22 protein-coding genes are annotated in these 24,399 nt (G+C 66.1%); 12 read left to right on the top strand and 10 right to left on the bottom strand.

Annotated features, from left to right (window positions below):
* Both gspE and gspD read right to left on the bottom strand, forming a co-directional pair.
* Positions 1 to 1,500, bottom strand: a complete 1,500-nt coding sequence (gspE, locus tag WK25_RS02375) for a type II secretion system ATPase GspE (protein WP_040142714.1) — start codon at positions 1,498 to 1,500, stop codon at positions 1 to 3.
* Positions 1,497 to 3,818, bottom strand: coding sequence for a type II secretion system secretin GspD (gene gspD / locus WK25_RS02370; RefSeq protein WP_069240933.1), 2,322 nt, complete (start codon positions 3,816 to 3,818; stop codon positions 1,497 to 1,499). The genes gspE and gspD overlap by 4 nt, the downstream gene beginning before the upstream one ends.
* Before the next feature lie 369 nt (positions 3,819 to 4,187).
* Between gspD and WK25_RS02365 the strand changes: the two genes are divergently transcribed.
* Together WK25_RS02365 and WK25_RS02360 are read left to right on the top strand one after the other, a co-directional pair.
* On the top strand, positions 4,188 to 4,637 hold the full coding sequence (locus WK25_RS02365; protein WP_040142718.1) for a lytic transglycosylase domain-containing protein: 450 nt from the start codon (positions 4,188 to 4,190) through the stop codon (positions 4,635 to 4,637).
* Positions 4,638 to 4,811: 174 nt separating this feature from the next.
* The gene (locus tag WK25_RS02360) at positions 4,812 to 6,119 is read left to right on the top strand and encodes a GTP-binding protein (RefSeq protein ID WP_069240932.1); all 1,308 of its coding nucleotides are present in this window, start codon (positions 4,812 to 4,814) and stop codon (positions 6,117 to 6,119) included.
* 132 nt (positions 6,120 to 6,251) lie between these two features.
* Here WK25_RS02360 and WK25_RS02355 read toward each other — a convergent pair whose 3' ends face one another.
* Positions 6,252 to 6,530, bottom strand: a complete 279-nt coding sequence (locus WK25_RS02355; RefSeq protein ID WP_006401505.1) for an HU family DNA-binding protein — start codon at positions 6,528 to 6,530, stop codon at positions 6,252 to 6,254.
* Positions 6,531 to 6,543: 13 nt separating this feature from the next.
* Positions 6,544 to 6,906 carry a hypothetical protein gene (locus tag WK25_RS31060; RefSeq protein ID WP_144245415.1) on the bottom strand — a complete coding sequence of 121 codons (363 nt, stop codon included), beginning with the start codon at positions 6,904 to 6,906 and terminating at the stop codon, positions 6,544 to 6,546.
* Between the two features lie 14 nt (positions 6,907 to 6,920).
* Here WK25_RS31060 and mnmC point away from each other — a divergent pair, with 14 nt between their 5' ends.
* The 7 genes from mnmC to WK25_RS02320 all read left to right on the top strand — a co-directional run bounded on the left by mnmC (position 6,921) and on the right by WK25_RS02320 (position 15,827).
* On the top strand, positions 6,921 to 8,882 hold the full coding sequence (gene mnmC / locus WK25_RS02350) for a bifunctional tRNA (5-methylaminomethyl-2-thiouridine)(34)-methyltransferase MnmD/FAD-dependent 5-carboxymethylaminomethyl-2-thiouridine(34) oxidoreductase MnmC (RefSeq protein ID WP_069240931.1): 1,962 nt from the start codon (positions 6,921 to 6,923) through the stop codon (positions 8,880 to 8,882).
* Between the two features lie 681 nt (positions 8,883 to 9,563).
* Complete coding sequence (locus WK25_RS02345; protein WP_040142724.1) at positions 9,564 to 10,778, top strand: cation:proton antiporter; 1,215 nt, start codon at positions 9,564 to 9,566, stop codon at positions 10,776 to 10,778.
* 14 nt (positions 10,779 to 10,792) lie between these two features.
* A complete protein-coding gene (locus tag WK25_RS02340; RefSeq protein WP_040142726.1) occupies positions 10,793 to 11,908 on the top strand; it encodes a YbdK family carboxylate-amine ligase in 1,116 nt (371 codons plus the stop codon).
* 505 nt (positions 11,909 to 12,413) lie between these two features.
* Positions 12,414 to 13,052 carry a MarR family winged helix-turn-helix transcriptional regulator gene (locus tag WK25_RS02335; protein ID WP_040142728.1) on the top strand — a complete coding sequence of 213 codons (639 nt, stop codon included), beginning with the start codon at positions 12,414 to 12,416 and terminating at the stop codon, positions 13,050 to 13,052.
* A gap of 28 nt (positions 13,053 to 13,080) precedes the next feature.
* Positions 13,081 to 13,791, top strand: coding sequence for a glutamine amidotransferase (locus WK25_RS02330; RefSeq protein WP_040144846.1), 711 nt, complete (start codon positions 13,081 to 13,083; stop codon positions 13,789 to 13,791).
* A gap of 206 nt (positions 13,792 to 13,997) precedes the next feature.
* Complete coding sequence (locus WK25_RS02325) at positions 13,998 to 15,110, top strand: NADH:flavin oxidoreductase/NADH oxidase (protein ID WP_040142730.1); 1,113 nt, start codon at positions 13,998 to 14,000, stop codon at positions 15,108 to 15,110.
* 189 nt (positions 15,111 to 15,299) lie between these two features.
* A complete protein-coding gene (locus WK25_RS02320; RefSeq protein WP_040142732.1) occupies positions 15,300 to 15,827 on the top strand; it encodes an SET domain-containing protein in 528 nt (175 codons plus the stop codon).
* Positions 15,828 to 15,940: 113 nt separating this feature from the next.
* Here WK25_RS02320 and WK25_RS02315 read toward each other — a convergent pair whose 3' ends face one another.
* Positions 15,941 to 17,425, bottom strand: coding sequence for a sensor histidine kinase (locus tag WK25_RS02315; RefSeq protein WP_040142734.1), 1,485 nt, complete (start codon positions 17,423 to 17,425; stop codon positions 15,941 to 15,943).
* Positions 17,426 to 17,540: 115 nt separating this feature from the next.
* Entirely contained in the window at positions 17,541 to 18,233 is a 693-nt protein-coding gene (locus WK25_RS02310; RefSeq protein ID WP_006401494.1) for a response regulator transcription factor, read from the bottom strand.
* 123 nt (positions 18,234 to 18,356) lie between these two features.
* Between WK25_RS02310 and WK25_RS02305 the strand changes: the two genes are divergently transcribed.
* Positions 18,357 to 18,587, top strand: a complete 231-nt coding sequence (locus WK25_RS02305; RefSeq protein WP_040142736.1) for a DUF3717 domain-containing protein — start codon at positions 18,357 to 18,359, stop codon at positions 18,585 to 18,587.
* A 94-nt stretch (positions 18,588 to 18,681) separates the two neighbouring features.
* Here the strand turns inward: WK25_RS02305 and WK25_RS02300 are convergent, their stop codons facing one another.
* Together WK25_RS02300 and phhA are read right to left on the bottom strand one after the other, a co-directional pair.
* Positions 18,682 to 18,990, bottom strand: a complete 309-nt coding sequence (locus WK25_RS02300) for a 4a-hydroxytetrahydrobiopterin dehydratase (protein ID WP_040142738.1) — start codon at positions 18,988 to 18,990, stop codon at positions 18,682 to 18,684.
* Positions 18,991 to 19,104: 114 nt separating this feature from the next.
* The gene (gene phhA, locus WK25_RS02295) at positions 19,105 to 19,998 is read right to left on the bottom strand and encodes a phenylalanine 4-monooxygenase (RefSeq protein ID WP_040142741.1); all 894 of its coding nucleotides are present in this window, start codon (positions 19,996 to 19,998) and stop codon (positions 19,105 to 19,107) included.
* A gap of 138 nt (positions 19,999 to 20,136) precedes the next feature.
* On the opposite strand from phhA, the gene WK25_RS02290 reads away from it, so the two are divergent.
* Positions 20,137 to 20,622 (top strand): Lrp/AsnC family transcriptional regulator, encoded by a 486-nt coding sequence (locus tag WK25_RS02290; RefSeq protein WP_069240930.1) that lies wholly within the window; start codon positions 20,137 to 20,139, stop codon positions 20,620 to 20,622.
* 51 nt (positions 20,623 to 20,673) lie between these two features.
* Here the strand turns inward: WK25_RS02290 and WK25_RS02285 are convergent, their stop codons facing one another.
* The gene (locus WK25_RS02285; RefSeq protein WP_040142745.1) at positions 20,674 to 21,207 is read right to left on the bottom strand and encodes a class IV adenylate cyclase; all 534 of its coding nucleotides are present in this window, start codon (positions 21,205 to 21,207) and stop codon (positions 20,674 to 20,676) included.
* Between the two features lie 295 nt (positions 21,208 to 21,502).
* Positions 21,503 to 22,402, bottom strand: coding sequence for a LysR family transcriptional regulator (locus tag WK25_RS02280; protein ID WP_040142746.1), 900 nt, complete (start codon positions 22,400 to 22,402; stop codon positions 21,503 to 21,505).
* A 176-nt stretch (positions 22,403 to 22,578) separates the two neighbouring features.
* On the opposite strand from WK25_RS02280, the gene WK25_RS02275 reads away from it, so the two are divergent.
* Positions 22,579 to 24,264 carry a GMC family oxidoreductase gene (locus WK25_RS02275; RefSeq protein WP_069241914.1) on the top strand — a complete coding sequence of 562 codons (1,686 nt, stop codon included), beginning with the start codon at positions 22,579 to 22,581 and terminating at the stop codon, positions 24,262 to 24,264.
* Positions 24,265 to 24,399: the final 135 nt, after the last annotated feature.

Below are 24,399 nucleotides of genomic sequence, written 5' to 3'. Positions count from 1 at the left end.
CTATGCGCCTCCCGTCACGCGCAGCACTTCCTCGAGCGACGTCGCACCGGCCGCGAGCCAGCGCTCGGCGTCGTCGCGCAGCGTGCGCATTCCTTGCGCGCGGCCCGCGGCGAGAATTTCAGCATCGGCCGCGTTGCGGTGGATCAGCGAGCGGATCGAATCGTCGATCACCAGCAGCTCGTACACGCCGCGCCGGCCCGCGTAACCCGAGTGTCCGCACTTCGCGCAGCCAACCGGATGCCATACGGCGCGGCCGTCCTCGTGCCGCTCCTCCTTGCACACCGGGCAGAGCTGGCGCACCAGGCGCTGCGCGAGCACGCCGAGCAGCGACGACGCGAGCAGGTACGGCTCGACGCCCATGTCGGTCAGGCGCGTGACGGCCGACGCGGCGTCGTTCGTGTGCAGCGTCGCGAGCACGAGGTGGCCGGTCAGCGACGCCTGCACCGCGATCTGCGCGGTTTCGAGGTCGCGGATCTCGCCGATCATGATCACGTCCGGATCCTGACGCAGGATCGAGCGCAACGCCCGCGCGAACGTCATCCCGATCCGCTCGTTCACCTGCGTCTGGCCGATGCCGGACAGGTCGTATTCGATCGGATCCTCGACGGTCATGATGTTCGTCGTCGCCGTTTCGAGGCGCGACATCGACGCATACAGCGTCGTCGTCTTGCCCGAGCCGGTCGGGCCCGTCACCAGTACGATCCCGTGCGGGCGGCCGATCAGCTTGTCGAATTGCACGAGCGTGTCGCGGCCCATCCCGAGCGCTTCGAGGTTCAGCCGCTGCGCGTCCTTCTCCAGCAAACGCAGCACCGCGCGTTCGCCGTGCCCGGTCGGCAGCGTCGACACGCGCACGTCGACCGGCCGGCCGCCGACGCGCAGCGTGATGCGACCGTCCTGCGGCAGGCGCTTCTCGGCGATGTCGAGCTGCGCCATGATCTTGATCCGCGAGATCAGCGCGCCGTGCAGCGCCTTTTTCGGGCGCACGACGTCGCGCAGCGTGCCGTCGACGCGAAAGCGCACGACCGACGCGTTCTCGAATGGCTCGATGTGAATGTCCGACGCCTGCTCGCGCGCCGCCTGCGTGAGCAGTGCGTTGATCATCCGGATGATCGGCGCGTCGTCTTCCGACTCGAGCAGATCCTCGACCTCGGGGATGTCCTGCATCAGCCGCGACAGGTCGACTTCGCCCTCGACTTCGCCGACGATCTGCGCGGCGCTGCCGTCCTGGCGCGCATACGCGTGGTTGATCGCCTGCGCGAGCTCGTCGGCCGGCACACGGTGCACGGAGATCGAGCCGAAGTTGCGCGCGATTTCGGCGAGCGCCGCATCGTTCGTGCGTTCGCTGATCCACACCTCGAGCGTGTCGTCGAGCTGGTGCGCAATCAGTACCTGGCCACTTTTCGCGAAGCCGTACGGCAGCAGGCGAGCGGCGAGCGGCGACGGCGGCTGCCGTTCGCCCGGCGCACCGTCTGCGGCTGAAGACGCGAGCACGTCGCTCACTGCGTGGCTCCCGGCGTGGCGGTCAGCGGTTGCTGCGGCACCGACTGCTGCGGCACGCTTTGCGGCTGCACGGGCGTCTGCTCCGGCAGCGGCTGCGCAGGGACGGGCGCCACCTGGCGCTGCGCCTGCTGGCGGCGCATCTTGTCGAGGTCGAACAGGTTGCCCGCGGGCGTGCCGCCCTGGCTCGGTCCGATCGGCATCGGCGGGACGACCGGGTCGTCCTTGTCGCGCATCACGTTGTTGTCGGACTTGTACGCGCCCGTCACGCCCTGGATGTAGTCGTAGCGATTCGCCGTGACTTCCTGCGCGACGTTGCGATCGGTAATGATCACCGGGCGCAGGAACACCATCAGGTTGGTTTTCGCGCGCTGCTTCGTTTCCGAGCGGAACAGCTGGCCGATCCACGGGATGTCGCCGAGCAGCGGCACCTTGCTGTTCGACACCTGGTAGTTGTCCTGCATCAAGCCGCCGAGCACGATGATCTCGCCGTTGTCCGCGAGGATCGTCGACTGGATCGAACGCTTCGTGAAGGTCGGCCCCGTCTGCGCGCTCGTCGTGCCGGCGACGACCGCCGAATCCTCGGTATAGAGCTGCAGCTTCAGGATCCCGCCGTCGGTGATCTGCGGCTTCACGTGCAACGTCAGGCCGACGTCGCGGCGATCGTACGTGTTGAACGCATTGCTCGTCGTGCCGCTCGTCAGGTTCGAATAGGAGCCGGTCGCGATCGGCACGTTCTGGCCGACGACGATCTTCGCTTCCTCGTTGTCGAGCGTGATCAGGTTCGGCGTCGACAGCACGTTTGCGTCGCTCACGCCGGAGAAATACTGCAGTAGCGCGCCCAGCCCCTGCACCCCGAACATGTTGTGCAGCCAGCCGATGTTGAGGCCCTGGCTCAGCGTCCCGAGATTGGCGGCCAGCCCGGGCGTCGTGGCGCCCGCGGTGCCCGCCGTCAGATTGATGATGCTGTTGCCGAGGCCGGACGTCGGGTTCAGGTTCGTGCCGCCGAGAAACTGGCCGCTCGCCACCTGCCACTGGATGCCGAGGTTGCCCTGCGTCGTCGAGTTCAGCTCGACGATCAGCGCTTCGATGTAGACCTGCGCGCGCCGCGCGTCGAGCTGGTCGATCACCGAGCGCAGATTCCGGTAGACCGGATCCGGCGCGGTGATGATCAGCGAGTTGGTCGCCGCATCGGCCTGGATCATCCCGCCCGGCTGGTTGTCGTCGCCCTTGTCCTTGTCGCCGCCAAGCAGGCCGCCGCTGCCCAGGCCGCCTGCGGACGACGAGCCGTTGCCGTACGACGACGACGAGCCGCCGAGGCCGCCCGACGGCAGCGGCGGGGTGCCCGACGTGCCGGTCGAGAAGTTGCCGCTCGATGACGAGCCGCCGTTCTGGTTGAAGCTGTTCGCATCGTTGGACGACGCCGACGAGCCGCTGTCGTTGCCGCCCTTGCCGAGCATCCCGCGCAGCGTCTTCGCGAGCTTGACCGCGTCGGCGTTGCGCAGCGGCACGACGTGCATGTTGCCGGGCACCGCGCTCGGCGCGTCGAGCTGCTGCGCGAGGCGTTTCGCAGCGGCCAGGCGCGCGCCGCTCGACGCGCGCAGCATCAGCGAGTTCGTGCGCGGATCGGCCGTGACCGACACTTTCAGCGTCGCGTCGCTGTTGCCGATCGCGCCCGGGTCGAGCATCTTTTGCATTTGCGCGGCGAGATCGATCGCGTTCGCGTTGCGCAGCGGCACGACCTGCACCTGCGCGCCCGCGGCGCTGTCGACGCCCGCGATAATTTGCGCGATGCGGCGCACGTTGTCCGCGTAGTCGGTGACGACGATCGTGTTGTTCGCCGGGTACGCGGTAACCGTGTTGTTCGGCGAGATCAGCGGCCGCAGCACCGGCAGCAGGTTGTTCGCCGATTCATTGTGCAGTTCGAACACCTGCGTGATGACCTGGTCGCCGCGCGCCTGCGGCGCATTGCCGACGTAGGTCGGCACGCCCTGCAGCTTCGCATCGGCTTCGGGCACGACCTTCAGCACGCCGTGGTCCTGCACGAGCGCGAAGCCCTGCATCCGCAGCGCCGACTGAAGCGTCTTCAGCGCCTGGCCCTCCGGCACCGGCCGTTCGGCCACAAGATTGAGCTGCCCCTTCACGCGGGGGTCGACGATGATGGTCTTGCCGGTTGCGGCGCCGATCGCCTTGGCGACCTGGTCGATGTCCGCATTCACGAAATTGAGCGTCACCTGGGCGTAGGCGGCCTGCGAAACGATGATGCCCGCGACGATCAGAGTCGTGACGACGCGCCGCATAACGAAGCGATTTCTTGTCATGGATGAATGGGTCGATGCCGGCTCGGGCCACTTCCGGCGGTAGTGCTGGGATCCAAGTCCTAAAGAGGCGACATTAGCAGTTTTTCATGTCCGGAATATCACATTGATCCGAGGACTGTCTCACATACGACATCCATTCGGCACGGCGTATGCAATATGTAAGCTTGTGGCGCCGTATCGACATTCCGGCCATCGCCGCCCCTTTTGCGATGAATCGACCCGGAAATGCGCTATAAACGGGCTGCCGTCTGGCCCACTGTCGCAACGCGACGGACTGTCGGTATGATACGGGCGGCGGGTTGCCAGTCGTACGAATCACGGGCACGGGTTTTCCCGACCCGTGCGTCATTCCCTTATCGTTTTCGCACCATGAAGAGACGGTTCGCTTCGATTGCGTTGATTGCCGCCGGCGTGTGGTTCGCCTGCGGAAACGCCCGCGCGGATTGTTTCGACGAGGCGGCGCGATATCAGAAGGTCAATCCGCTGATCCTGCGCGCGATCGCGTGGCAGGAATCGCGCAATCGCCCCGATGCGCTGAACAAGAATACGAACGGCTCCGTCGATTACGGGCTGATGCAGATCAACTCGATCCATCTGCCAACGCTGTCGCGCTACGGCATCGGCCGCGACACGCTGATGGAGCCGTGCAAGAACGTCTATATCGCCGCGTGGCATCTGCGCCAGAAGATGAATCGCTACGGCAACACGTGGCAGGCCGTCGGCGCCTATCATTCTGAAACGCCGTCGCTGCGCGACAAGTATGCGCGGCAGATCGCCGGAATCCTGTCGCAATGGAAGCTGCTGCCGCCCGAGCAATGACGCCGCGGCGACCCGCGGGCTGACGCCGGGCCGCTCGAGCGCCGCGCGTTTGATGCACAATGCGGGTCTCACGCGGCGATTTCGATGCGCTCCGGGGCGACCGGCTCCGGGCCGATCGCGCCCCGCCAGGGCGCCGCGGCCGCTTTTTCATCCTTTCCGTTGGTGCAAATCGTTATGAATCCGGCAATGAACCAGCCGTTGCCCGTCACCGTGCTGTCCGGTTTCCTCGGCGCCGGCAAGACCACGCTGCTCAATCACATCCTCGCGAACCGTGCAGGGCTGAAGGTCGCCGTGATCGTCAACGATCTCGCGGCCGTCAACATCGACGCGTCGGTCGTGCGCGATGCGCAGGCGCTGTCGCACGTCGAGGAGCGTCTCGTCGAGATGTCGAACGGCTGCATCTGCTGCACGCTGCGCGACGATCTGCTCGTCGAGATCCGCAATCTCGCGGCGGACGGCCGCTTCGATGCGATCGTGATCGAGTCGACCGGCATCGCGGAGCCGATGCCGATCGCCGAAACGTTCACGTTCGTCGACGACGACGGTGCATCGCTGTCGAGCATTGCGCGGCTCGACACGCTCGTCACCGTGGTCGATGCGTACAACTTCCTGCGCGATTACGGTTCCGACGATGCACTCGCGGCGCGCGGCATTGCCGCGTCGGACGAAGACGACCGTACGCTCGTCGAATTGCTGATCGAGCAGATCGAATTCTGCGACGTGCTGGTGATCAACAAGGCCGATCTCGTCGCACCCGACGATCTCGCGCGGTTGCAGCACATCCTCGCGCGCCTCAACCCGCGCGCGCATCAGATCGTGTCGACGTTCGGCAACGTGCCGCTCGACGAAGTGCTGAATACCGGCCGCTTCGATTTCGACGAAGCCGCGAACGCACCGGGCTGGCTCGCGTCGCTCGATCACGATCACACGCATTGCGACGACCCCGAGTGCCACGATCCGCATCATGCGCACGTGCACGGCGAAGCCGACGAATTCGGCATCGGCAATTTTGTTTACCGCGCGCGCCGGCCGTTTCACCCGGCGCGGCTCTGGGCGCTGCTGCATCAGGAGTGGCCGGGCGTGCTGCGCAGCAAAGGCTTCTTCTGGCTCGCCACGCGAAACGACATCGCGGGTTCGCTGTCGCAAGCGGGCGGTGTGTGCCGGCACGGCCCAGCAGGCCTCTGGTGGGCCGCGCAGGATCGCGCGGAATGGCCGGACGACGACGAACTGCTCGCCGAAATTCGCACGGAGTGGCAGGGTGACCTCGACGATCGCTCGATCGGCGATCGCCGTCAGGAACTCGTGCTGATCGGCATCGGGCTCGATGTCGACGCCTGGCGCGCGAAACTCGACGCATGCCTGCTCACCGATGCGGAGTTTGCGCTCGGTGCCGCACACTGGGCTGCGTTCGACGATCCGTTCCCGGTGTGGGACGTGGACGCGCATGACGACGATCCCGACGCGCAGATCGTTCACGCGTAATGCGCGGTAAAAACCGCTCGCAAAACGAAACCGTTAAATCTTGAAAGAGTGGCGCGAACTGTGGCGAAAATGCCGCGCGCGCCAACAAAAAACCCGCCGAAGGCGGGTTTTTTTCCTGGAACAGGCGCTGGATTAACGCTTGTTGACGGCGTCCTTGAACGCCTTGCCAGCCGTGAACTTGACCGTCTTGGCTGCCGGGATCTTGATGGTTTCGCCGGTCTTCGGGTTGCGGCCCGTACGTGCTGCGCGCTTGCCCGAACCGAAGCTGCCGAAGCCGATCAGCTGAACCGCATCACCCTTCGACACGGCTTTCTTGATTACTTCGAGCAGCGTGTCCAGCGTTTCGCCGGTTTGAGCCTTGCTGGCGCCCGTTTGGGCGGCGACGGCGTCGATCAGTTCCTGTTTGTTCATTAAGGTTCCTTTTTCAGGTTAGGTTTGACACGAACAGCGCGAACGCGCCGATTATACGTGCGCGAACCGTGCCGTCGAGAGTCGGACTCCGATGGCACAGCGCCGAATCCTGGCCCGCGCGACGCGCCGTCCGGCTTGGCCGGCGGCCACCCCGCGGTACGGCGTTGCTATGATAGCGCAGCGCAAACCCAATAACGACAAGGGTTTCAAAGATTTTCATCGGTATTTCGCCGAATGAATCGTCGATTGCCCGTTTTTTGACCTGCGCCAACCGGACAGGATACGCAGCCGGATCCGCCTGCGCGCCGCGTCGTTGGTTTTTGCCAACGCGGCGCCCGATGCCTCCGCGCAAACCCTTGCCAGGCTTGGCTGCCACGTTTTTTGTTTCGCATGCCCGACCGACTTGTACCCGCCACGCTCGCGTTTCGCGACGACGGCACCCTCATCTCGCCCGCATACGGCGACATCTATCACAACGTCGCGGGCGCGCTCGCCCAGGCAAACTACGTGTTCATCGCCGGCAACGCGCTGCCGGCGCGCTGGCAGGGCCGCCGCACGTTCACGGTCGTCGAGACCGGCTTCGGCACGGGTACCAACTTCCTCGCGACGTGGGCCGCGTGGCGCGACGACCCGGCACGCTGCGAACGGCTGCATTTCGTGTCGTTCGAGAAGCATCCGTTTACGCGCGACGACCTGCGCACGGCACTTTCCCATATCGTTGCGAACACAACCATATCGGCGCAAGCCGCGATGCTGGCCGATGCGTGGCCCACACCGGTGCCCGGTTTCCATCGCATCGAATTCGACGGCGGCCGCGTCGTGCTCACGCTCGCGCTCGGCGAAGCGTGCGAGATGCTGCCGAAACTCGTCGCACGCGCCGATGCGTTTTATCTGGACGGCTTCGCGCCGGCGAAGAACCCCGACCTCTGGTCGGCCGACGTGTTCCGCGCGCTCGCACGCGTCGCTGCCGAAGACGCGACCTTCGCGACGTATTCAAGCGCAGGCGTCGTGAAGCAGGCGCTTGTCGAAGCCGGTTTCACGTATCGCAAGGTCCCTGGCCTGGGCGGAAAGTTCGCAATGCTCGTCGGCGAATATGCGCCGCGCTGGCGCATGCGCCGGCACGAACCGCCGCGCGCGTTGCCCGTCGCCGCGCGCGACGCGATCGTGATCGGCGCCGGCCTGGCCGGCTGCGCGGTCGTCGAACGGCTCGCCGCGCGCGGCTGGAACGTCACGCTGATCGAACGGCACGAGGGGATCGCGCAAGATGCATCGGGCAATCCGGCCGGTGTATTCCATCCGCTGATGACGCGCGACGACAACGTCGCGAGCCGGCTCACGCGCAGCGGCTTCCTGCATGCGCTCGCACGGTGGCGTGCGCTCGAACACGCCGGTCATGCATTCGCGCGCAGCACGCACGGGATGATCCACCTGGCGGAATCGGCGGACGATTTCGAGCGGATGCACGACGCGTTCGATGCGCTTGGCGCACCGGCCGACTATGTCACGCTGCTCGACGCCGCGGCGGCCCGCGCACATCTGAACCTCCCGGTCGCGCACGGCGGCCTGCTGTTCCCGCACGGCGGCGCGGTTTGGCCGGCTGGCGTTTGCGCCGCGCATCTCGCGGCAGCGGGCGACCGCCTGAAACTGCTGACCGGTGCCGCCGTCGAGCGGCTCGAACGCGATGGCGACACGTGGCGCGCAATCGATGCGGCCGGCGCGACACTCGCGCAAGCGCCGGTCGTCGTGCTCGCGAACGCGGGCGACGCGGTGCGTCTTGCCGGGCTGCGGCATGTCGCGCTGCAACCGGTGCGCGGTCAGCTCACGCTGCTGCCGGCCGGCAGGACGGCGCCGCTACCGTGCCCGGCGATCGGCGACGGCTACGCGGTACCGCTCGACGACGGCACGCTGCTGATCGGTGCGACGTTCGAGCCGGACGACACCGATTCGGCAATGCGCCCCGCCGGACATATCGAAAATATCGAGCGCGTGCGCGATCTGTTGCCAGGCCTGATCGGCGCGCTGCCTGACATCGAGACGCTGCGCGGGCGGGTCGCATTCCGGTGGGTCGTCGCCGACCGCGTGCCGGTGATCGGCGCACTCGCCGACGAAGCGCAAGCCGTCGCCAATGCGCGCGCGCTGAGCGGCGCGAAGGCGCGCGACCTGCCGCGCACCACGGGCCTTTATGGCGCATTCGGCTATGGCTCCCGCGGCCTCGTGTGGGCGGCTCTCGGCGCGGAGTTGATCGCGTCGCAACTCGAAGGCGAACCGCTGCCGCTCGAGCGCGACCTCGTCGATGCCGTCGATCCGGCCCGGTTCCTGATCCGCGCGCTGCGTGGCCGCCGCCTCGGCTGATCGGCTGATCCCGTCGAGCGCCTCCTCACAGCTCTTCGATTTTTTCACGCGATGTTATCCACGGGATGCTGTGGATAACTGCGCGAAATGCGTGCGTACTCCGTGTGCAATCACAGTGGACGTAAACTGGGCAACTCGGCACAGCTGTGAAGCGGCCCAAAAGTTGCTCAACTCGAACCGCTGTGAGCGAACAGTCTGTGCAACGGGTTATGGTTACGCCAACGCATTGATCTTGTTGCGTAAACTCGAGTTATCCACAGAACTGTGCGCGCCTTGTTAACTTCTACTACGTATATATACAGATAAACCTTTGAAACCAAAGACCTGTGGTGCCTCACAGCGCCACGAGTCGATTCGGTCGGTTCCGGAGCGAAAAAGCTGTGGCACAATCGGTTTCCTTCGCGTTCGTTCGGCCATGCGCCGGACATGCTTCAATGGAACGGTCGGCACGATTTCGAATCTGAACCTTCGAGACTGCGCAGTCCGTTCACACACCAGGCCGACAATCCAGATCGGCAGCCTGAACGACAACCCGCCGGATGGCGGAAAAGGCGGATCCCATGTCCCGCCGTCGTCGAACACAACAATCACATTCGGGGCGATACCCAGTCGGCGCGCATCTCATTTCTGACGCTTGAATCCGCGCCGCTGGCGATTGCTTCCAAAGGAGAAGTCACCACGATGAAGTCGGCGTTCTCATTCCTGCCCAACTGGCCGCTTGCGCCGGATGCCGTGTTCTGGGCCGGGCTCGCGTTGTTCGCGGCCGGGCTTTGCGGCGAGCTGTGCTATCGCGCGTGGCGGTTGCCTCGCATTACCGGTTATGCGGTGATCGGTTTGATCGCCGGGTCGTTCGGATTCGGCGTGATCGACGCGAGCACCGACGAAACTTCGCGGCTCCTGATCGACGTCGCGCTCGGGCTGCTGCTGTTCGAGCTCGGCAGCCGTCTCGACCTGAAGTGGATTCGGCGCAATCCATGGCTGATCGCATCGAGCCTCGCGGAGGCGACGCTCACGTTCGTGCTCGTGCTGTTCGTGATGCTCGCGCTCGGCGTGTCGGGCATGGTCGCGCTGGTGCTGTCGGCGATCGCGATCGCGACGTCGCCGTCGATGGTGATCCAGCTGAAGACGGAACTGCGCGCGGAAGGGCAGGTGTCGCAGCGTCTGATCACGCTGACCGCGCTGAACAGCGTGTATGCGATCGTGCTGACCAAGCTCGTCACCAGCTGGCTCCACCAGGAAGCGTACGGCAACGTTTTCGCGACGATCCTGCAGCCGGTCTACCTGATCGCCGGCTCGTTCATCGTCGCGTATCTGGTCGCGCGGGCCTGCAATTACCTGTTCCGCCACATGACCGCGACGATGCGCGACGAGCATTCGTTCGTCGCGCTGTTCGGGCTCGTGATGCTCGCGATCGCGGTCGCGCAGGCGCTGAAGCTGTCGACGCTGCTCACGCTGCTGCTCGCCGGCATCATCGTGAAGAACCTCGAAGCGCGTCCGCAGCTGTGGCCCGAGCATTTCGGCACGGCCGGCTGGCTGCTGACGGTGACGCTGTTCGTGCTCACGCTCACGTCGTTCACGTGGGGCGACATCGCGCTCGGCGGGCTGCTCGCAATCGCGCTGATCGTCACGCGGCTCGCCGCGAAGCTGGCCGGCGTCGTCGTGTTCGCGAAGCCGAGCGGGCTCGGGATGAAGCAAGGCGTCGCGCTCGGCATCGCGCTCACGCCGATGTCCGCGCTGTCGTACCTGCTCGTCGACGACACCTACCAGCTCTATCCGAATTTCGACCCGCATCTGCGCGCGATCGTGATGTGCACGATCGTGATCCTGCAGCTCGTCAGCCCGTTCGTGGTCTACCGCTGCCTGTCGGCGGTCAGCGAACGCAGCGACAGAAACTGATTCCGGAACCTGCCATGGCACTCGAAACTTTCGTTAATTCCGAGCCGTTCACGTTCGGCGTCGAACTGGAGATCCAGGTCGTCAACACGCACAACTACGACCTCACCAAAGCGGCGTCCGACTTGATGCGCCTGATCCAGGGCGAGACTTTCCCCGGCAACATCACGCCGGAAATCACCGAGAGCATGATCGAGCTGTCGACCGGCATCTGCCATTCGCACGAGCAGGCGCTGACGGAGCTGCATGCGATCCGCGACGTGCTCGTGAAGGCGGCCGACCAGCTCAACGTCGGGCTCGGCGGCGGCGGCACGCACGCATTCCAGCAGTGGAGCGACCGGCAGATCTACGACGCACCGCGCTTCCAGTACATTTCCGAGCTGTACGGCTATCTCGCGAAGCAGTTCACCGTGTTCGGCCAGCACGTGCACATCGGCTGTCCCGATCCGGACAGCGCGCTGTTCCTGCTGCACTCGATGTCGCGCTTCATTCCGCATTTCATCGCGCTATCCGCATCGTCGCCGTTCGTGCAAAACGTCGATACGGGCTTCCATTCGGCGCGCCTGAACTCGGTGTTCGCGTTCCCGCTGTCGGGTCGCGCGCCGTTCGTGCTGACCTGGGACAGCTTCGAGGAATACTTCACGAAGATGGTCAACACGGGCGTCGTCAACTCGATGAAGGACTTCTACTGGGACATCCGGCCGAAGCCCGGCTACGGGACGATCGAGGTGCGCGTGATGGATACGCCGCTGTCGGTCGACCGCGCCGCCGCGATCGCGTGCTACATCCAGACGCTCGCGCGCTACCTGCTGACCGACCGGCCGCTGAAGCTGTCGGAAGACGACTATCTCGTCTACACATTCAACCGTTTCGAGGCGTGCCGCTTCGGGCTCGAGGGTACCTGCGTCAATCCTCAGACAGGCGAGCGCCGCACAATCGCGGAAGACATCCTCGACACGCTCGACCGCATCGCCCCGCATGCGGCCGCGCTCGGTTCGCGCGCGGCGCTCGACGAGATCGGCGCGCTCGCGAAAGCGCGCGTGAACGACGCATCGTGGTTGAGAACCGTTTTCAAACAGGAGAAATCGCTGAACGAGACGGTTCGCCAGCAGTGCCTGCGCTGGCGCGAATGAAAAAATGTTTTGCAGATTACGGGCTCGACCGCGCTGCAATTCGCTGAACCGCGGTCGGCGCCGATCCGCGCACGCCACGTCGCCAGTCCTCCTGAAAATCTGTGGATAACCGCACATTCCGCTGCAAAGTCAACGCTCTGCAGGCCGGATAACCCGGTGGACACGCGCGCTCGAAGCGCTTGCCGATCCGGACGGGAAAATGTTTTCGCGTGCGGTGAAGGCGCCGGTCGAGATGGGCGGCACAACGAAAAAATGCGGTTATCCAGCGATTTTCCACAGAACGAAGGGGATAACTTAGCTGTGCGATTTTCCGCTCTCGCTTAGAATGTCGGCTTTGCGGACACCGGGACGACCTGTGTCTCACCGGTCGCCGCGAACGCGACCGCCGCGTGTGCCTCGCGACGGCCGTGTCGACGCTCTTCAACGAGCGTCTGTTTTGAGATAGACATTCGATCTCCACACTACGGCCGCTCGGCAGTCCGGGCGGCGGCAAAGCGAAAAGACTATGAGCGAAGGCGTTTACGGGAATCAGGCTTCGGGACGTGTGACCCACAGCTTGCTGCGGTTGAGTACGGCCATGCGAAGCCAGGCATGGGATTGGGCGGAGGGCGCAGGCCTGACGCCGACGCAGGGCGAGATCCTCGTGCTGCTGCTGCAACGCAAGGGTCCGATGCGGCTCGGCGAGATCGCGCGCGAGACGCAGCTCACCGCTGCGACCACCAGCGACGCGGTCAGCACGCTCGAGACGAAGGGGCTCGTCGAGAAGCGCCGTGCACTGGACGACGGCCGCGCGCTCGCGGTGCGCCTGTCGGCCCGCGGCCGTACCGCGGCGAAGAAGGCGCTGCAATGGCCGGAATTCCTGACGAAGGCCGTCGGCAAGCTCGGCGCGGACGAGCAGAGCACGTTGTATCGCGCACTGCTGAAGACGCTGCGCGAACTGCAGGTGGCGGGTGCGACGCCGCCGCAGCGCATGTGCGTCACGTGCACCTCCTTCGAGCCGGGCAAGCCGTCGAAGAAGACGGTTCACCACTGCGCGACGCTCGACCTCGGCATGTCCGACAGCGATCTGCGTCTCGACTGTTCGGTGCACGAAGAAGCCGACGCGGCGACGCAAAAGAAGACCTGGAAGATTTTCGCCGGCTGACGTCCGTCGATCGACCGGGAGGCCGATGATGAACGCTGAAGTCGTGGCGATCCGCCACGTGCATTTCGAGGATCTCGGCAGCTTCGAGCAGGTGCTCGGTGAGCGCGGCCGGCGCGTGCGCTATGTCGACGTCGGCTCGTCGCGCGTCGAGGTGCTCGACGCGCTGCAGCCGTCGCTGCTCGTCGTGCTCGGCGGCCCGCTCAGCGTATACGACGATGCGCAGTATCCGTCGATCGCGCCGCTCGAGGCGCTCGTGCGCCAGCGCATCGACGCGGGGTTGCCGATCTTCGGTATCTGCCTCGGTGCGCAGTTCATTGCCCGCGCGCTCGGTGCGCGCGTGTATCCGGCGGCGCGCAAGGAACTCGGCTGGGCGCCGCTGACGCTCACCGACGCGGGCCGCGCATCGCCGATGCGCCATCTCGACGGCGCCGCGACGTCGATGCTGCATTGGCACGGCGATACGTTCGACCTGCCCGGCGGCGCGATTCATCTCGCATCGACGCCCGCATGCCGTCACCAGGCATTCGCGTGGGGCCAGCACGTGCTCGCGCTGCAATGCCATCCGGAAATCCGCACCGACCGCTTCGAACCCTGGCTGATCGGCAACGCCGGTGAAATCGCGGCGACGCCCGGCATCGACGCGTGCCAGCTGCGCGCCGATACCATGCAGCACGGCCCCACGCTCGAGGCGGCCGCGCGCCGCATGTTCGCGGAGTGGCTCGACAGCGTCGGGCTTTGAAGTCACGGCGTGACACCACGCGAGCGTGCGCCGAGGCCGGCCGGTGCGGCCCGGTTGCGGCGTGCCGCGCGCGCCGCATCGCCAGCGCGTCCGCGGTCATGCCGGCCCCAACCTGACCAACCGCTTACTGCCGATCCGGCCGCCTGCACGCTTCGAGCCCGCGTGCTACGCTCGTTCGCTCTTTCGTTTCCTCGCGAGCGGCTGCCATGACTGCGCTGTTTTCTCCGTTCACGCTGCGCGGCGTGACCCTTCCGAACCGGATCGTGATTTCCCCGATGTGCCAGTACTCGGCCGAGCGCGGCGAGGCGACCGACTGGCACATGATTCACCTCGGCCATCTCGCACTGTCCGGCGCGGGCCTGCTCTGTATCGAAGCGACCGCGGTCGAGCCAGACGGCCGCATCACCGCAGGCGACCTCGGCTTGTGGGACGACGTGACCGAAGCGGCACTGAAGCCGGTGCTCGCGGCGATCCGCAAGCACTCGCCGGTCCGCATCGCGATGCAGTTGTCGCATGCAGGGCGCAAGGCGTCGAGCGAGGTGCCGTGGAAGGGCGGTCAGCTCGTGTCGGTGGCCGATGGCGGCTGGCTCCCGCACGCGCCGTCCGCCGTACCGCACAAGGAAGGCGAGACGCCGCCGCTCGCACTCGACGCAGCCGGCCTGAACCGGATCCGCGAAGCGTTTGCGGCTTCCGCGAAACGGGCCGCGCGCATCGGCATCGACGCGATCGAAGTGCATGCGGCGCACGGTTACCTGCTGCATCAGTTCCTGTCGCCGCTTGCGAACCAGCGCACCGACGAATACGGCGGCTCGCGCGAAAACCGGATGCGTTTTCCGCTCGAGATCTTCGACATCGTGCGCGCGGCGTTTCCGCAGGATCGGCCGGTGGGCGTGCGGGTGTCGGCGACAGACTGGGTCGAAGGCGGCTGGGAGCTCGACGATACGATCGCGTTCGCGCACGAACTGAAGCAGCGCGGCTGCGACTGGATCGACGTGTCGTCGGGCGGCGTGTCGCCGTTGCAGAAAATTCCGCTGTCGCCGGGCTACCAGGTGCCGTTCGCGCAGGCAGTGAAGCGGGCGGTCGGGATGCCGACGATCGCGGTCGGCCTGATCAACGAACCCGCGCATGCGAACCGGCTGATCGAGGCCGGCGACGCCGATTTCGTCGCAATGGCGCGGGCGATGCTGTACGACCCGCGCTGGCCGTGGCATGCGGCCGCGGAGCTCGGCGCGCAGGTGTCGGCGCCGCCGCAGTACTGGCGTTCGCAGCCGCGCGAGCACAAGGCGCTGTTCGGCGACATTGCATTCGGCCAGCGCTGAGCATCGTGCGCACGTGAGTACGGAATAGTGCGCGCGATGTTGAACGAAGCAATCTCGAACGTGTAGGATGCGGGTGATTCGCCGCATGGTCCGACGCGGCACCGCCCGGTGCCGCGTTTTCGTTTTGCGCGACACCCGGCCGTGACGCGGCCGTCTTCCATTCAAGTCGTCTTCACAAGGATTCGTTCGATGAGTTCACGCAGGATCGCGGTGCGCCGCTCGGGAGTACACGGCAAGGGCGTATTCGCCGTGGAACCGATCAAGGCCGGCGAGCGCGTCGTGGAATACAAGGGCGAGCGGATTTCGTGGAAGGAAGCGCTGCGCCGCCATCCGCACGATCCGAACGAACCGAACCATACGTTCTACTTCGCGCTGGAAGAGGGCGGGGTGATCGACGGCAAGGTCAACGGCAACAGCGCGCGCTGGATCAACCATTCGTGCGCGCCGAACTGCGAAGCCGAGGAGATCAAGGGCCGCGTGTTCATTCACGCGCTGCGCGACATCGGACCGGAAGAGGAGCTGTTCTACGACTACGGCCTCGTGATCGACGAGAAGCTGACGAAGAAGCTCAAGCGCGAATACGCGTGCCATTGCGGTGCGCCAACGTGCCGCGGCACGCTGCTCGCGACGCCGGACGAAGACAAGAAGAAAAAGAAGAAGGACAAGAAGGACGGCAAGTCCGAGTCCGGCGCGAAGGACAAGAAAAAGAAGAAGTGACCGCAGTCGGCCGCGCAGCACGCGGCGGCGCACCAGACGGCCCCGCGCGCCGCGTTGCATTGCCGCGCGGCCGTTCGTTCCTCTACCACTGCCGACGCGCGGGCCGGCGCGATTCAGTGTGTCGGCGCGGCGGCCGGCGTTTCGGTCGCAGGCTTCCCGGTGCGCTTCGCGATCGGCACCTTCACCACGAAGCGCGAACCGCCTTCCGGCGCATCTTCGTACGACACCGTGCCGCCGTGCATCGCGATGATGTCGTGCACGATCGCAAGACCGAGCCCCGCGCCTGTCTCGACTCCGTTGCCGCTTTGCGCATCGCCGCGGAAGAAGCGCTTGAACAGGTCGGCCTGCTGGTTGGCCGGTACGCCCGGGCCATTGTCCTCGACGACGATTTCCGCCGCCGGCTGGCCGTCTTCGAGCGCGCCGCGTGCGACGTTCACGGTAATTCGCGCGCCGTCCGGACGCGCGAGCGGCACGTATTTCAGTGCGTTGTCGAGCAGGTTCGCGATCACCTCGCGCAGCAGCACCGGGTTGCCGCGCACGTTCAGCGTTTCGTCTTCGCCGGGATCGTCACTGCGCTGAAAACCGAGGTCGACATGCGACGCGAGCGCGCGCGGCACCCATTCGGCGCCCGTCTCGAATGCCATCGCGGCGAGGTCGACGTCGACGAAGCGCGCGGCCTGTTCGCCCGGCTCTGCGCGCGCGAGCGACAGCAACTGGTTGGACAGGCGCACCGCGCGGTCGGCGGCCGCGCGCAGTTCGCGCACCGCCGCATAGGTTTGCTGCGGATCGCGGGCGACGGCGGCCTGCTCGGCATGCAGCTTCACGGCAGTGAGCGGCGTGCGCAACTGATGCGCGGCGTCGGCAATGAATTTGCGCTGCGCGTCGAGCGCGGTCTTCAGGCGGCCGAGCAGTGCGTTCATCGCGCTCGTCAGCGGGCGAATCTCGAGCGGCACGTCGGTTTCGTCGACGGGTTCGAGCGACGTGTGGGTCTGCCGGTTCAGCGAATCGGCAAGATGCGTGAGCGGGCCCAGCTGCTGGTTCACGACGCGCCACACGATGCCCCAGCCCGCGAGCAGCAGCAGCAGCAGCGGCATCATGATCGCGACGAGGAATTCGGCCGCGATCCGGTAGCGGTGCCGCACCGGCTGCGCGACCTCGACCACCATCGGCTTGCCGCCTTCGACGTTGTCGACGCGCACCTGCGCGACCCGCACTGCGCGGTTGTCGTACTCCGCTTCGAATACGTACGCATGGTGCATGCGGCGCACGTTGATGCCGCGCAGCGGCAGCTTCGGGTCGCCCGCGAGTTCCTGTTCGCCGTCGCTGATCCGGTAGATGAGCGCTTCAGCGGGATCGGAGAACATCGCCTGCGCGAGCGGCGGCACCGTGAACGGTGCGTCGGGGCCTGCGATCTGGATCTGCTTCGAGATGGCGGTTGCGAGATCGGCGAGCGAGCGGTCGATCACGTGTTGCGTGTATTGCCACGCGAGCCAGTACGCAATCAGGCCGCTCATCAGCGCGAGCATCGACAGCGGCGCGGCGAGGCGCCGCAGCAGCGATCGGCGCAGGCTGGTGGTCACAGCCGGATCAGAAGACATTTCGACGGGCAAATGGATAAGCGCCGCTCACGGGGAGCGGCGCGGTCGTGCGTCGGAACGCGACACGGAGGGGGCGGTGCGCCTGCGGCACCGGTCCGCCCGGCGCGCGCAACGTTCAGACGCTCGCGGTCTGGCGGATTTCCTGCAGCAGGTAGCCGAAGCCGCGCACCGTGACGATTTCGACACGGCACTGCTCGAGCTTCTTGCGCACGCGGTGCACGTAGACCTCGATCGCGGTGTCGCCGAGATCGCCGCCGAAGTGCGTGAGGTGATCCTGCAACTGGGCCTTGCTGACGACGCGGCCGTGGCGCAGCAGCAGCATTTCGAGCACCGCGAATTCGCGCGGCGACAGTTCCAGCGGCTTGTCGTCGTTGAAGATGCGACGATCGACGCCCGACAGGCGAACGCCGCCGAGCGACACTTCCGGACGCGGCATGTCGCTGTGCGGGCCGCTGCGGCGCATCACCGCGCGGATGCGCGCTTCAAGCTCCGCCGGCTCGAACGGCTTGAGCATGTAGTCGTCGGCGCCGGAGTTCAGGCCCTGGATCCGGTCGTTCAACTCGTCGCGCGCGGTCAGCACGATGACGGGCGTATGGCGGTTGGTCTGGCGGAAGCGCGTGAGCAGCGTCATCCCGTCGATGCCCGGCAGGCCGAGATCGAGGATCACGAGTTCGTGGCGGTTTTGTGCCAGCGCCTGTTCGGCAAAGATGCCGTCATGCACCATGTCGACGGTGAAGCCAGCCTGTTCGAGGCTGCTCTGGATACCGCGTGCGATGGGGCGGTCGTCTTCGATCAGAAGGAGTCGCATGAAGTTCGCTCAAGTACAATGGGTTGGCGGTTCAGGCACGCGGACAGCACGACGCCGTTTCCACAGGGGGCGCCGCATCGCCTGACATCAAGCATGGCGGCCAGCGAACGATTAAATCCAATCATGTCCGATATTTCGATCCACGACCTCGAAGCCGCGATCAATTTCTGGCGCGCACGCTCGCCGTCGAGCGGCGACGAACTCAAACTCTGCGAAGAGGCTAGCGCGCTCTCCAAGCCGTATGCGCTGCTGATTGTACAGCGCGAAAGCGCGCTGCAACTGGAAGGTTTAGACCCCAAGGCGCGGAAAGCGTACGACACTTACGTGCGCCTTAAGGATGGCTTGGAAAGCTGAAGGCTTTCGCTCAGTACATCCTAGAAAACGTTTAGCGAAATGAAAAGTTGACGCGCCGCGCCTCTCTTTCGACGCGCGGCGGTGGAGGCGTGCCTCAGGCGGCCGGGCGCGTGTGTGCGCACACCTGGTCGATGAACTGCGCGAGTTCGATGTCGCGCTCGGTCAGCCCGTCGGCATCGTGAGTCGACAGCGTCACGTCGACGCGGTTGTACACGTTGAACCATTCGGGATGGTGGTTCATTTCCTGCGCCTTGATCGCGACGCGCGTCATGAAGCCGAACGCCTCGTTGAAATCGGCGAAGCGCAGGGTGCGCTGGATCGCGTCGCGGCCCGGCACGGCCGTCCAGTGCGGCAGGCCTTCCAGCCGGGTCTTGCGTTCTTCTGATGTGAGCTTGTGGATCATGTTGCACCTCGTTCGGTTGCGGCGCTTGCGCGCGGGCCAGGCCGCGCGGCCTGGCCGATACCGGTCATTGTTTCATAGTTGCGCGCCGGGCAGCGGGAGGCGAGCCCCCCGGCTTCAGGCATCCGCGTCGTCCGGCCAGCCTTCGCCCGTGCCGCGCTGCAGCACGACGTCGGTATCGAGCACCGCGCCCGCCGGGAATTCCGGCAGCGCGGCCAGCCGGTCGGCCAACGCGCGGCCGTCGACGTCGGCAAGCGCGAACAGCTGCGCGAAATCGTCGATCACGAAGTAGGTCTTCTGGAACGTGTCGATCCGGTACTTCGTGCGCATCACCCGTTCCAGGTCGAAGCCGAGCCGGTTCGGTGCCGCGCTTTCGAGGCTGTACAAGCTCTCGCCCTTGCTCGAAACGATTCCGGCGCCGTAGATCGACAGCCCGTTCGTGCCGTTCGGGTCGCGGATCAACCCGAATTCCACCGTATACCAATAGAGGCGCGCGAGACGCGCGAGCGCCGCCTCGTCATCGGCAACGGCGCGCGCGGTGCGGCCGTATGCCTGCATGTAGTCGGCGAATACCGGTTCGATCAGCAGCGGGACGTGACCGAACAGGTCGTGGAAGCAGTCGGGTTCCTGCAGATAGTCGAGCTGATCCGGGCGGCGCATCCACCATGTGACGGGGAAACGCCGGTTCGCGAGGTGCTCGAAGAACACGCGATCGGGCACGAGGCCCGGCACTGCGACGATTTCCCAGCCGGTCGCAGGCTTCAGCTGGCGGTTCACGTCCGCGAACGACGGCACGCGGTCGGCCGGCAGGTCGATCTTGCCGAGCCCGGCAACGAACGCGTCGCACGCGCGCCCGCGCAGCAGCTCGGACTGGCGCGCATAGAGCTGATGCCATACCGCGTGGTCGACCTGCCCGTAGCGTTCGAGCGGCTGGTCGATGGTGAAATCGGCGCGGGTTTCGAGGCCCGCTTCGAATTGCTCCTGCAATTTCGCGGTGACGACGGTGGACATGGTGACGCTCTGCCTGCAGTGACGGGAACCGTGCAAGTGTAGAGCGGGGCACGCGCGGAATGGGCGCAAAGGTGGCGTAGATTCGTTCGCCAATGCGATAATCTCGCATCAAAACCAAAATTGATGCGGAGAATACTCATGCTGGAATTCGATCACTTCGACCTCGCGCTTCTCGACGTGCTGCAGCGCTTCGGGCGCGCGACGCATCAGCAACTGGGCGAAGAGGTGCCGCTGTCGCCGTCGCAGATCGGCCGGCGCCTGCAGCGGCTTGAAGCGTCCGGCGTGATCGAAGGCTACCGCGTGATGCTGCGTCCCGAAAAGCTCGGCCTCGGCGTCACCGCTTTCACGAGCCTGAAGCTCAAGCACCACGGCGATTCGATCATCGAGCAGTTCCAGCAGCAGATCGACGTGCTGCCCGAGGTGCTCGAATGCCACGCGGTGGTGGGCGATGCCGATTATCTGCTGCGGATCGTCGCGCCGGATCTGAACGCGCTGTCGCAGTTCGTGATGAAGAAGCTGATGCGGGTGCCGGGAGTCGACAGCGTGCGCTCGAACATCGTGCTGACGACTTTCAAGCGCAACGGCGCGCTGCCGCTTGCGCATCTGGCACCCGGCGCCGCCTGACGGGCAGCCGCGGCTGGCCGGGCGCGCGGCCCGGCAACGCGTAGGGCCAGATCAGGCCGCTTCGGACTGGGCGTCGGCGTTCAGCAGGTCGACGTATGCGACCGCGACGAGATCCTCCTGCGCGACGCCGAGCTTCGCGAACACGTCATGTGCTTCGGCTTCGCCGCCGGCTTCGTCGTCGTCCGGGCCGAGCACCACTTCCAGTTCGATGAAATCCCCGAGGCCGTCGACGCGGTCCAGGTGGATGCGCGTGCGGCCGGCGAGATACACGTGCCGTTCCTTCGTCACGATCCCGCGCGTGGTGAGCGCGGTCGCGAGCAGCGCATGCATCGCGTCCGGGTTCGTCACCGGGCTGCGCGTGTAGTACGACGCTTTCGGGCCGTCACGGTCATCGCGCTGGTAGAAGATCAGTTCGGCCGGCGTGCCGTCCTCGAAGCGGCGCAGCTTCAGCCGGCCGCGCGGCACGTCGTAGAAGAAATCCTGCTGGCGGTAGAAGAGCGGCGCTTCGGTCGCGAGCTGCGCCGCCTGTTCGCGCAGCCGGTCGAATTCGCGGGCGCGGGCTTTGATCTCGATGTTGCGGGCCATGCGGGTCTCCTTCAATCAGGGGTCTCGCGGTGTGCGAACGCACAATCTAGCAAAAACCCTGCGATGGTGGCGTGACGCTCGGCAGGCGTTCGGGCGGAAAACGGCCGGGCGGACGCGCTGAATATGGCTGCGTGACAGAGAATGACGAAAAGCAGCTACGGCGTGCTCGACGCCGGCGTTTCGATAAGCGGCCACGCGTTCAACGACGCGGCGCCGAACGAAAGTTGCAATGCCGGTCGATGAATCCGCGCGGTCTTTTCGCCAGGCGATCCCGGTCACGCACGATGAGCGCCGCTCATATCGCCCACTGCGCTTCGACCAATCGCAGCGCGGCCGCGATCGCCGGTTCGTCGCGCCGCTCGGCGAGCGTCACGAACGTCAGTTCGGTCGGCACCGTCACCTGTTCGACGATCGTCAGCGCATGCGCATGCGCCTCGGCCAGCGCGATCGAATCGCGCGCAAGCGTCAACCCGATCCCCGATTTGACGAGATCGAGCATCGACTGCTCCTGATCGACCTCGGCGACCTTCACCGGCTGCGCGCCGGCCGCCGCGAACAGCCGCGACAGCAGCCGGTGGTGGGCGGACGCGGGCGGCGTCCAGATCCACGGCAGCAGGGCGAGCGCACGCCAGTCGTGCGCGCGCTGCACCCGCTCCTTCCAGCCGGCCGGCGCCAGCACGCGGTATTCGAAGCGCGTGAGCGTGACGGTGTGGAACCGCGCGTCGTCGCGCGGCGAGTCCTCGTCAGGGCAGCCGATGTAGTAGCCGACGTCGAGCGCGTGCGCTCGCACCTGTTCGAGCACCCAGCCCGACATCCCGTGCCGCAGCGCGGTTTCGATCTGCGGATGGGTCTCGACCAGCGCGCGCAGGAAGCCGCCGAGCCGCAGGAAACCGGGATCGAGGATCGTGCCGATGCGCAGCCGGCCGCGCACCTCGTGCCGCAGCGCGGCTGCGGCGCGCTCCACGTCGGCCGCCGCGGCCAGCGCGCGCTCCGCGTGCGGCAGCAGCGTCTGGCCGTCGCGGGTGAGCGCGAGCCCGCGCGACGTGCGCGTGAACAGGACGACGCCGAGCGCCTCCTGCAAATGCTTGATTTGCAGGCTGACGGCCGGTTGCGTCAAATGCAGCTGCACGGCCGCGCGCGTGAGGTTGCCTTCGCGGGCGACCGTCGTGAACGCGCGAAGCAGGGTGAGATCCATTGTCGTGATATGAGCGCGGCTTATAACGCAGTTCAGCATAACTCATTGGATCGGCGGCCGGCAGCGGGAGTACGCTGCTTCGATCGCACCGCCCGCGACGCACTATGCTGAAAGCGGCGCGCCGAATCGATGCGCGATACACAGCGCGCGGTACAAAACAAATCAGGAGACACGTCGTGACGACTCAACGCACGCTCGAGGGCGAATTCGATTACGTGATCGTCGGCGCGGGCACTGCGGGCTGCGTGCTCGCGAACCGCCTGACCGAGGATCCCGAGATCCGCGTGCTGCTGCTCGAAGCGGGCGGCAAGGACGACTATCACTGGATCCACATCCCGGTCGGCTATCTGTACTGCATCGGCAATCCGCGGACCGACTGGCTTTACAAGACGCAGCCCGAGGCGGCGCTCAACGGTCGCGCGCTGTCGTATCCGCGCGGGCGCGTGCTCGGCGGCTGCTCGTCGATCAACGGGATGATCTACATGCGCGGCCAGCGCGAGGATTACGACGGCTGGGCGCAGGTAACCGGCGACGCCGGCTGGTCGTGGGACAGCGTGCTGCCGATCTTCAAGCGCAGCGAGGACCACCACGCGGGCGCGAGCGACGCGCACGGCGCCGGCGGCTACTGGCGCGTAGAGAAGCAGCGCCTGCGTTGGGAGATTCTCGAATCGTTCGCGCAGGCCGCGCAGCAAACGGGTATCCCTGCCACCGACGATTTCAATCGCGGCGACAACACCGGCGTCGGTTATTTCGAGGTGAACCAGAAGCGCGGCGTGCGCTGGAATACGTCGAAGGCATTCCTGAAGCCCGCGATGACGCGCCCGAACCTGACCGTGATCACGGGCGCGCATGCGCAGCGCGTGGTCTTCGACGGGCGGCGCGCGATCGGTGTCGAGTATCACGGCGGAGGCACCGACTACGTCGCGCGGGCACGCGCCGAAGTGCTGCTCACGTCCGGCGCGGTAAATTCTCCGCAGCTGCTCGAATTGTCGGGTGTCGGTGATGGCGCGCGGCTGCACGCGCTCGGCATCGACGTCGTGCACGATCTGCCGGGCGTAGGCGAGAACCTGCAGGACCACCTGCAGCTGCGCATGGCATTTCGCGTCGACGGCGTGCGCACACTCAATACGCTGTCCGCGCACTGGTGGGGCAAGCTGATGATCGGCGCCGAATATGCGCTGCTGCAGCGCGGGCCGATGTCGATGGCGCCGTCGCAGCTTGGCGCATTCGCGAAGTCCGATCTCGACGATCCGGCGCTCACGCGTCCCGATCTCGAATACCACGTGCAGCCGCTGTCGCTCGACCGGTTCGGCGAGCCGCTGCACAGCTTCAACGCGTTCACGGCGTCCGTCTGCAATCTGCGGCCGAGTTCGCGCGGCAGCGTGCATATCGCGAGCCCCGACGCGGGCGTGGCGCCGACGATCGCGCCGAACTACCTGTCGACGGACCACGATCGTCATGTCGCCGCGAACGCGCTGCGCCTCACGCGCCGGATCGCGTCCGCGCCGGCGCTCGCGCGCTATCGTCCGCAGGAGATCCTGCCGGGCGCGCAGTACCAGAGCGAAGCGGAACTTGTCGCCGCGGCCGGTGCGGTCGGCACGACGATCTTCCATCCGGTGGGCACATGCCGAATGGGCCGCGCGGACGACGAACGTGCGGTCGTCGACAGCAGGCTGCGCGTGCGCGGCATCGCCGGGCTGCGGGTCGTCGATGCATCGGTGATGCCGTCGATCACGTCAGGCAACACGAATTCGCCGACGCTGATGATCGCGGAGCGCGCGAGCGACATGATTCGCGCCGATCGCCGCGCAGCGCAAGAAGCGACGCAGGTTCGAACGGAAGCGGCGATGACGGCCGCGTGACACGACGCCGGCGCGCACGACAGTAGCCGGCAATCCGTGCGTTCGCCGGTTCTCCTTCGCGATGCGAAGCAAGCGTGCGCGTACGCGACGTGCCGCGCGGCAGCGACGACCTGAAATGAGCCGTCCTTTCGCAGC

The sequence above is a fragment of the Burkholderia latens genome (assembly GCF_001718795.1).
Lineage (GTDB): Bacteria > Pseudomonadota > Gammaproteobacteria > Burkholderiales > Burkholderiaceae > Burkholderia > Burkholderia latens_A.
The sequence above is the reverse complement of the archived record's forward strand: the minus strand, read 5'-3'. Positions and strand labels throughout refer to the sequence as shown.

Excerpts from the sequence above, each read along its gene's own strand:
- gspD (WP_069240933.1), bottom strand. The coding sequence starts at position 3,818 with ATGACAAGAAATCGCTTCGTTATGCGGCGCGTCGTCACGACTCTGATC.
- WK25_RS02365 (WP_040142718.1), top strand. The coding sequence starts at position 4,188 with ATGAAGAGACGGTTCGCTTCGATTGCGTTGATTGCCGCCGGCGTGTGG.
- WK25_RS02360 (WP_069240932.1), top strand. The coding sequence starts at position 4,812 with ATGAATCCGGCAATGAACCAGCCGTTGCCCGTCACCGTGCTGTCCGGT.
- WK25_RS02355 (WP_006401505.1), bottom strand. The coding sequence starts at position 6,530 with ATGAACAAACAGGAACTGATCGACGCCGTCGCCGCCCAAACGGGCGCC.
- mnmC (WP_069240931.1), top strand. The coding sequence starts at position 6,921 with ATGCCCGACCGACTTGTACCCGCCACGCTCGCGTTTCGCGACGACGGC.
- WK25_RS02345 (WP_040142724.1), top strand. The coding sequence starts at position 9,564 with ATGAAGTCGGCGTTCTCATTCCTGCCCAACTGGCCGCTTGCGCCGGAT.
- WK25_RS02340 (WP_040142726.1), top strand. The coding sequence starts at position 10,793 with ATGGCACTCGAAACTTTCGTTAATTCCGAGCCGTTCACGTTCGGCGTC.
- WK25_RS02335 (WP_040142728.1), top strand. The coding sequence starts at position 12,414 with ATGAGCGAAGGCGTTTACGGGAATCAGGCTTCGGGACGTGTGACCCAC.
- WK25_RS02330 (WP_040144846.1), top strand. The coding sequence starts at position 13,081 with ATGAACGCTGAAGTCGTGGCGATCCGCCACGTGCATTTCGAGGATCTC.
- WK25_RS02325 (WP_040142730.1), top strand. The coding sequence starts at position 13,998 with ATGACTGCGCTGTTTTCTCCGTTCACGCTGCGCGGCGTGACCCTTCCG.
- WK25_RS02320 (WP_040142732.1), top strand. The coding sequence starts at position 15,300 with ATGAGTTCACGCAGGATCGCGGTGCGCCGCTCGGGAGTACACGGCAAG.
- WK25_RS02315 (WP_040142734.1), bottom strand. The coding sequence starts at position 17,425 with ATGTCTTCTGATCCGGCTGTGACCACCAGCCTGCGCCGATCGCTGCTG.
- WK25_RS02310 (WP_006401494.1), bottom strand. The coding sequence starts at position 18,233 with ATGCGACTCCTTCTGATCGAAGACGACCGCCCCATCGCACGCGGTATC.
- WK25_RS02305 (WP_040142736.1), top strand. The coding sequence starts at position 18,357 with ATGTCCGATATTTCGATCCACGACCTCGAAGCCGCGATCAATTTCTGG.
- WK25_RS02300 (WP_040142738.1), bottom strand. The coding sequence starts at position 18,990 with ATGATCCACAAGCTCACATCAGAAGAACGCAAGACCCGGCTGGAAGGC.
- phhA (WP_040142741.1), bottom strand. The coding sequence starts at position 19,998 with ATGTCCACCGTCGTCACCGCGAAATTGCAGGAGCAATTCGAAGCGGGC.
- WK25_RS02290 (WP_069240930.1), top strand. The coding sequence starts at position 20,137 with ATGCTGGAATTCGATCACTTCGACCTCGCGCTTCTCGACGTGCTGCAG.
- WK25_RS02285 (WP_040142745.1), bottom strand. The coding sequence starts at position 21,207 with ATGGCCCGCAACATCGAGATCAAAGCCCGCGCCCGCGAATTCGACCGG.
- WK25_RS02280 (WP_040142746.1), bottom strand. The coding sequence starts at position 22,402 with ATGGATCTCACCCTGCTTCGCGCGTTCACGACGGTCGCCCGCGAAGGC.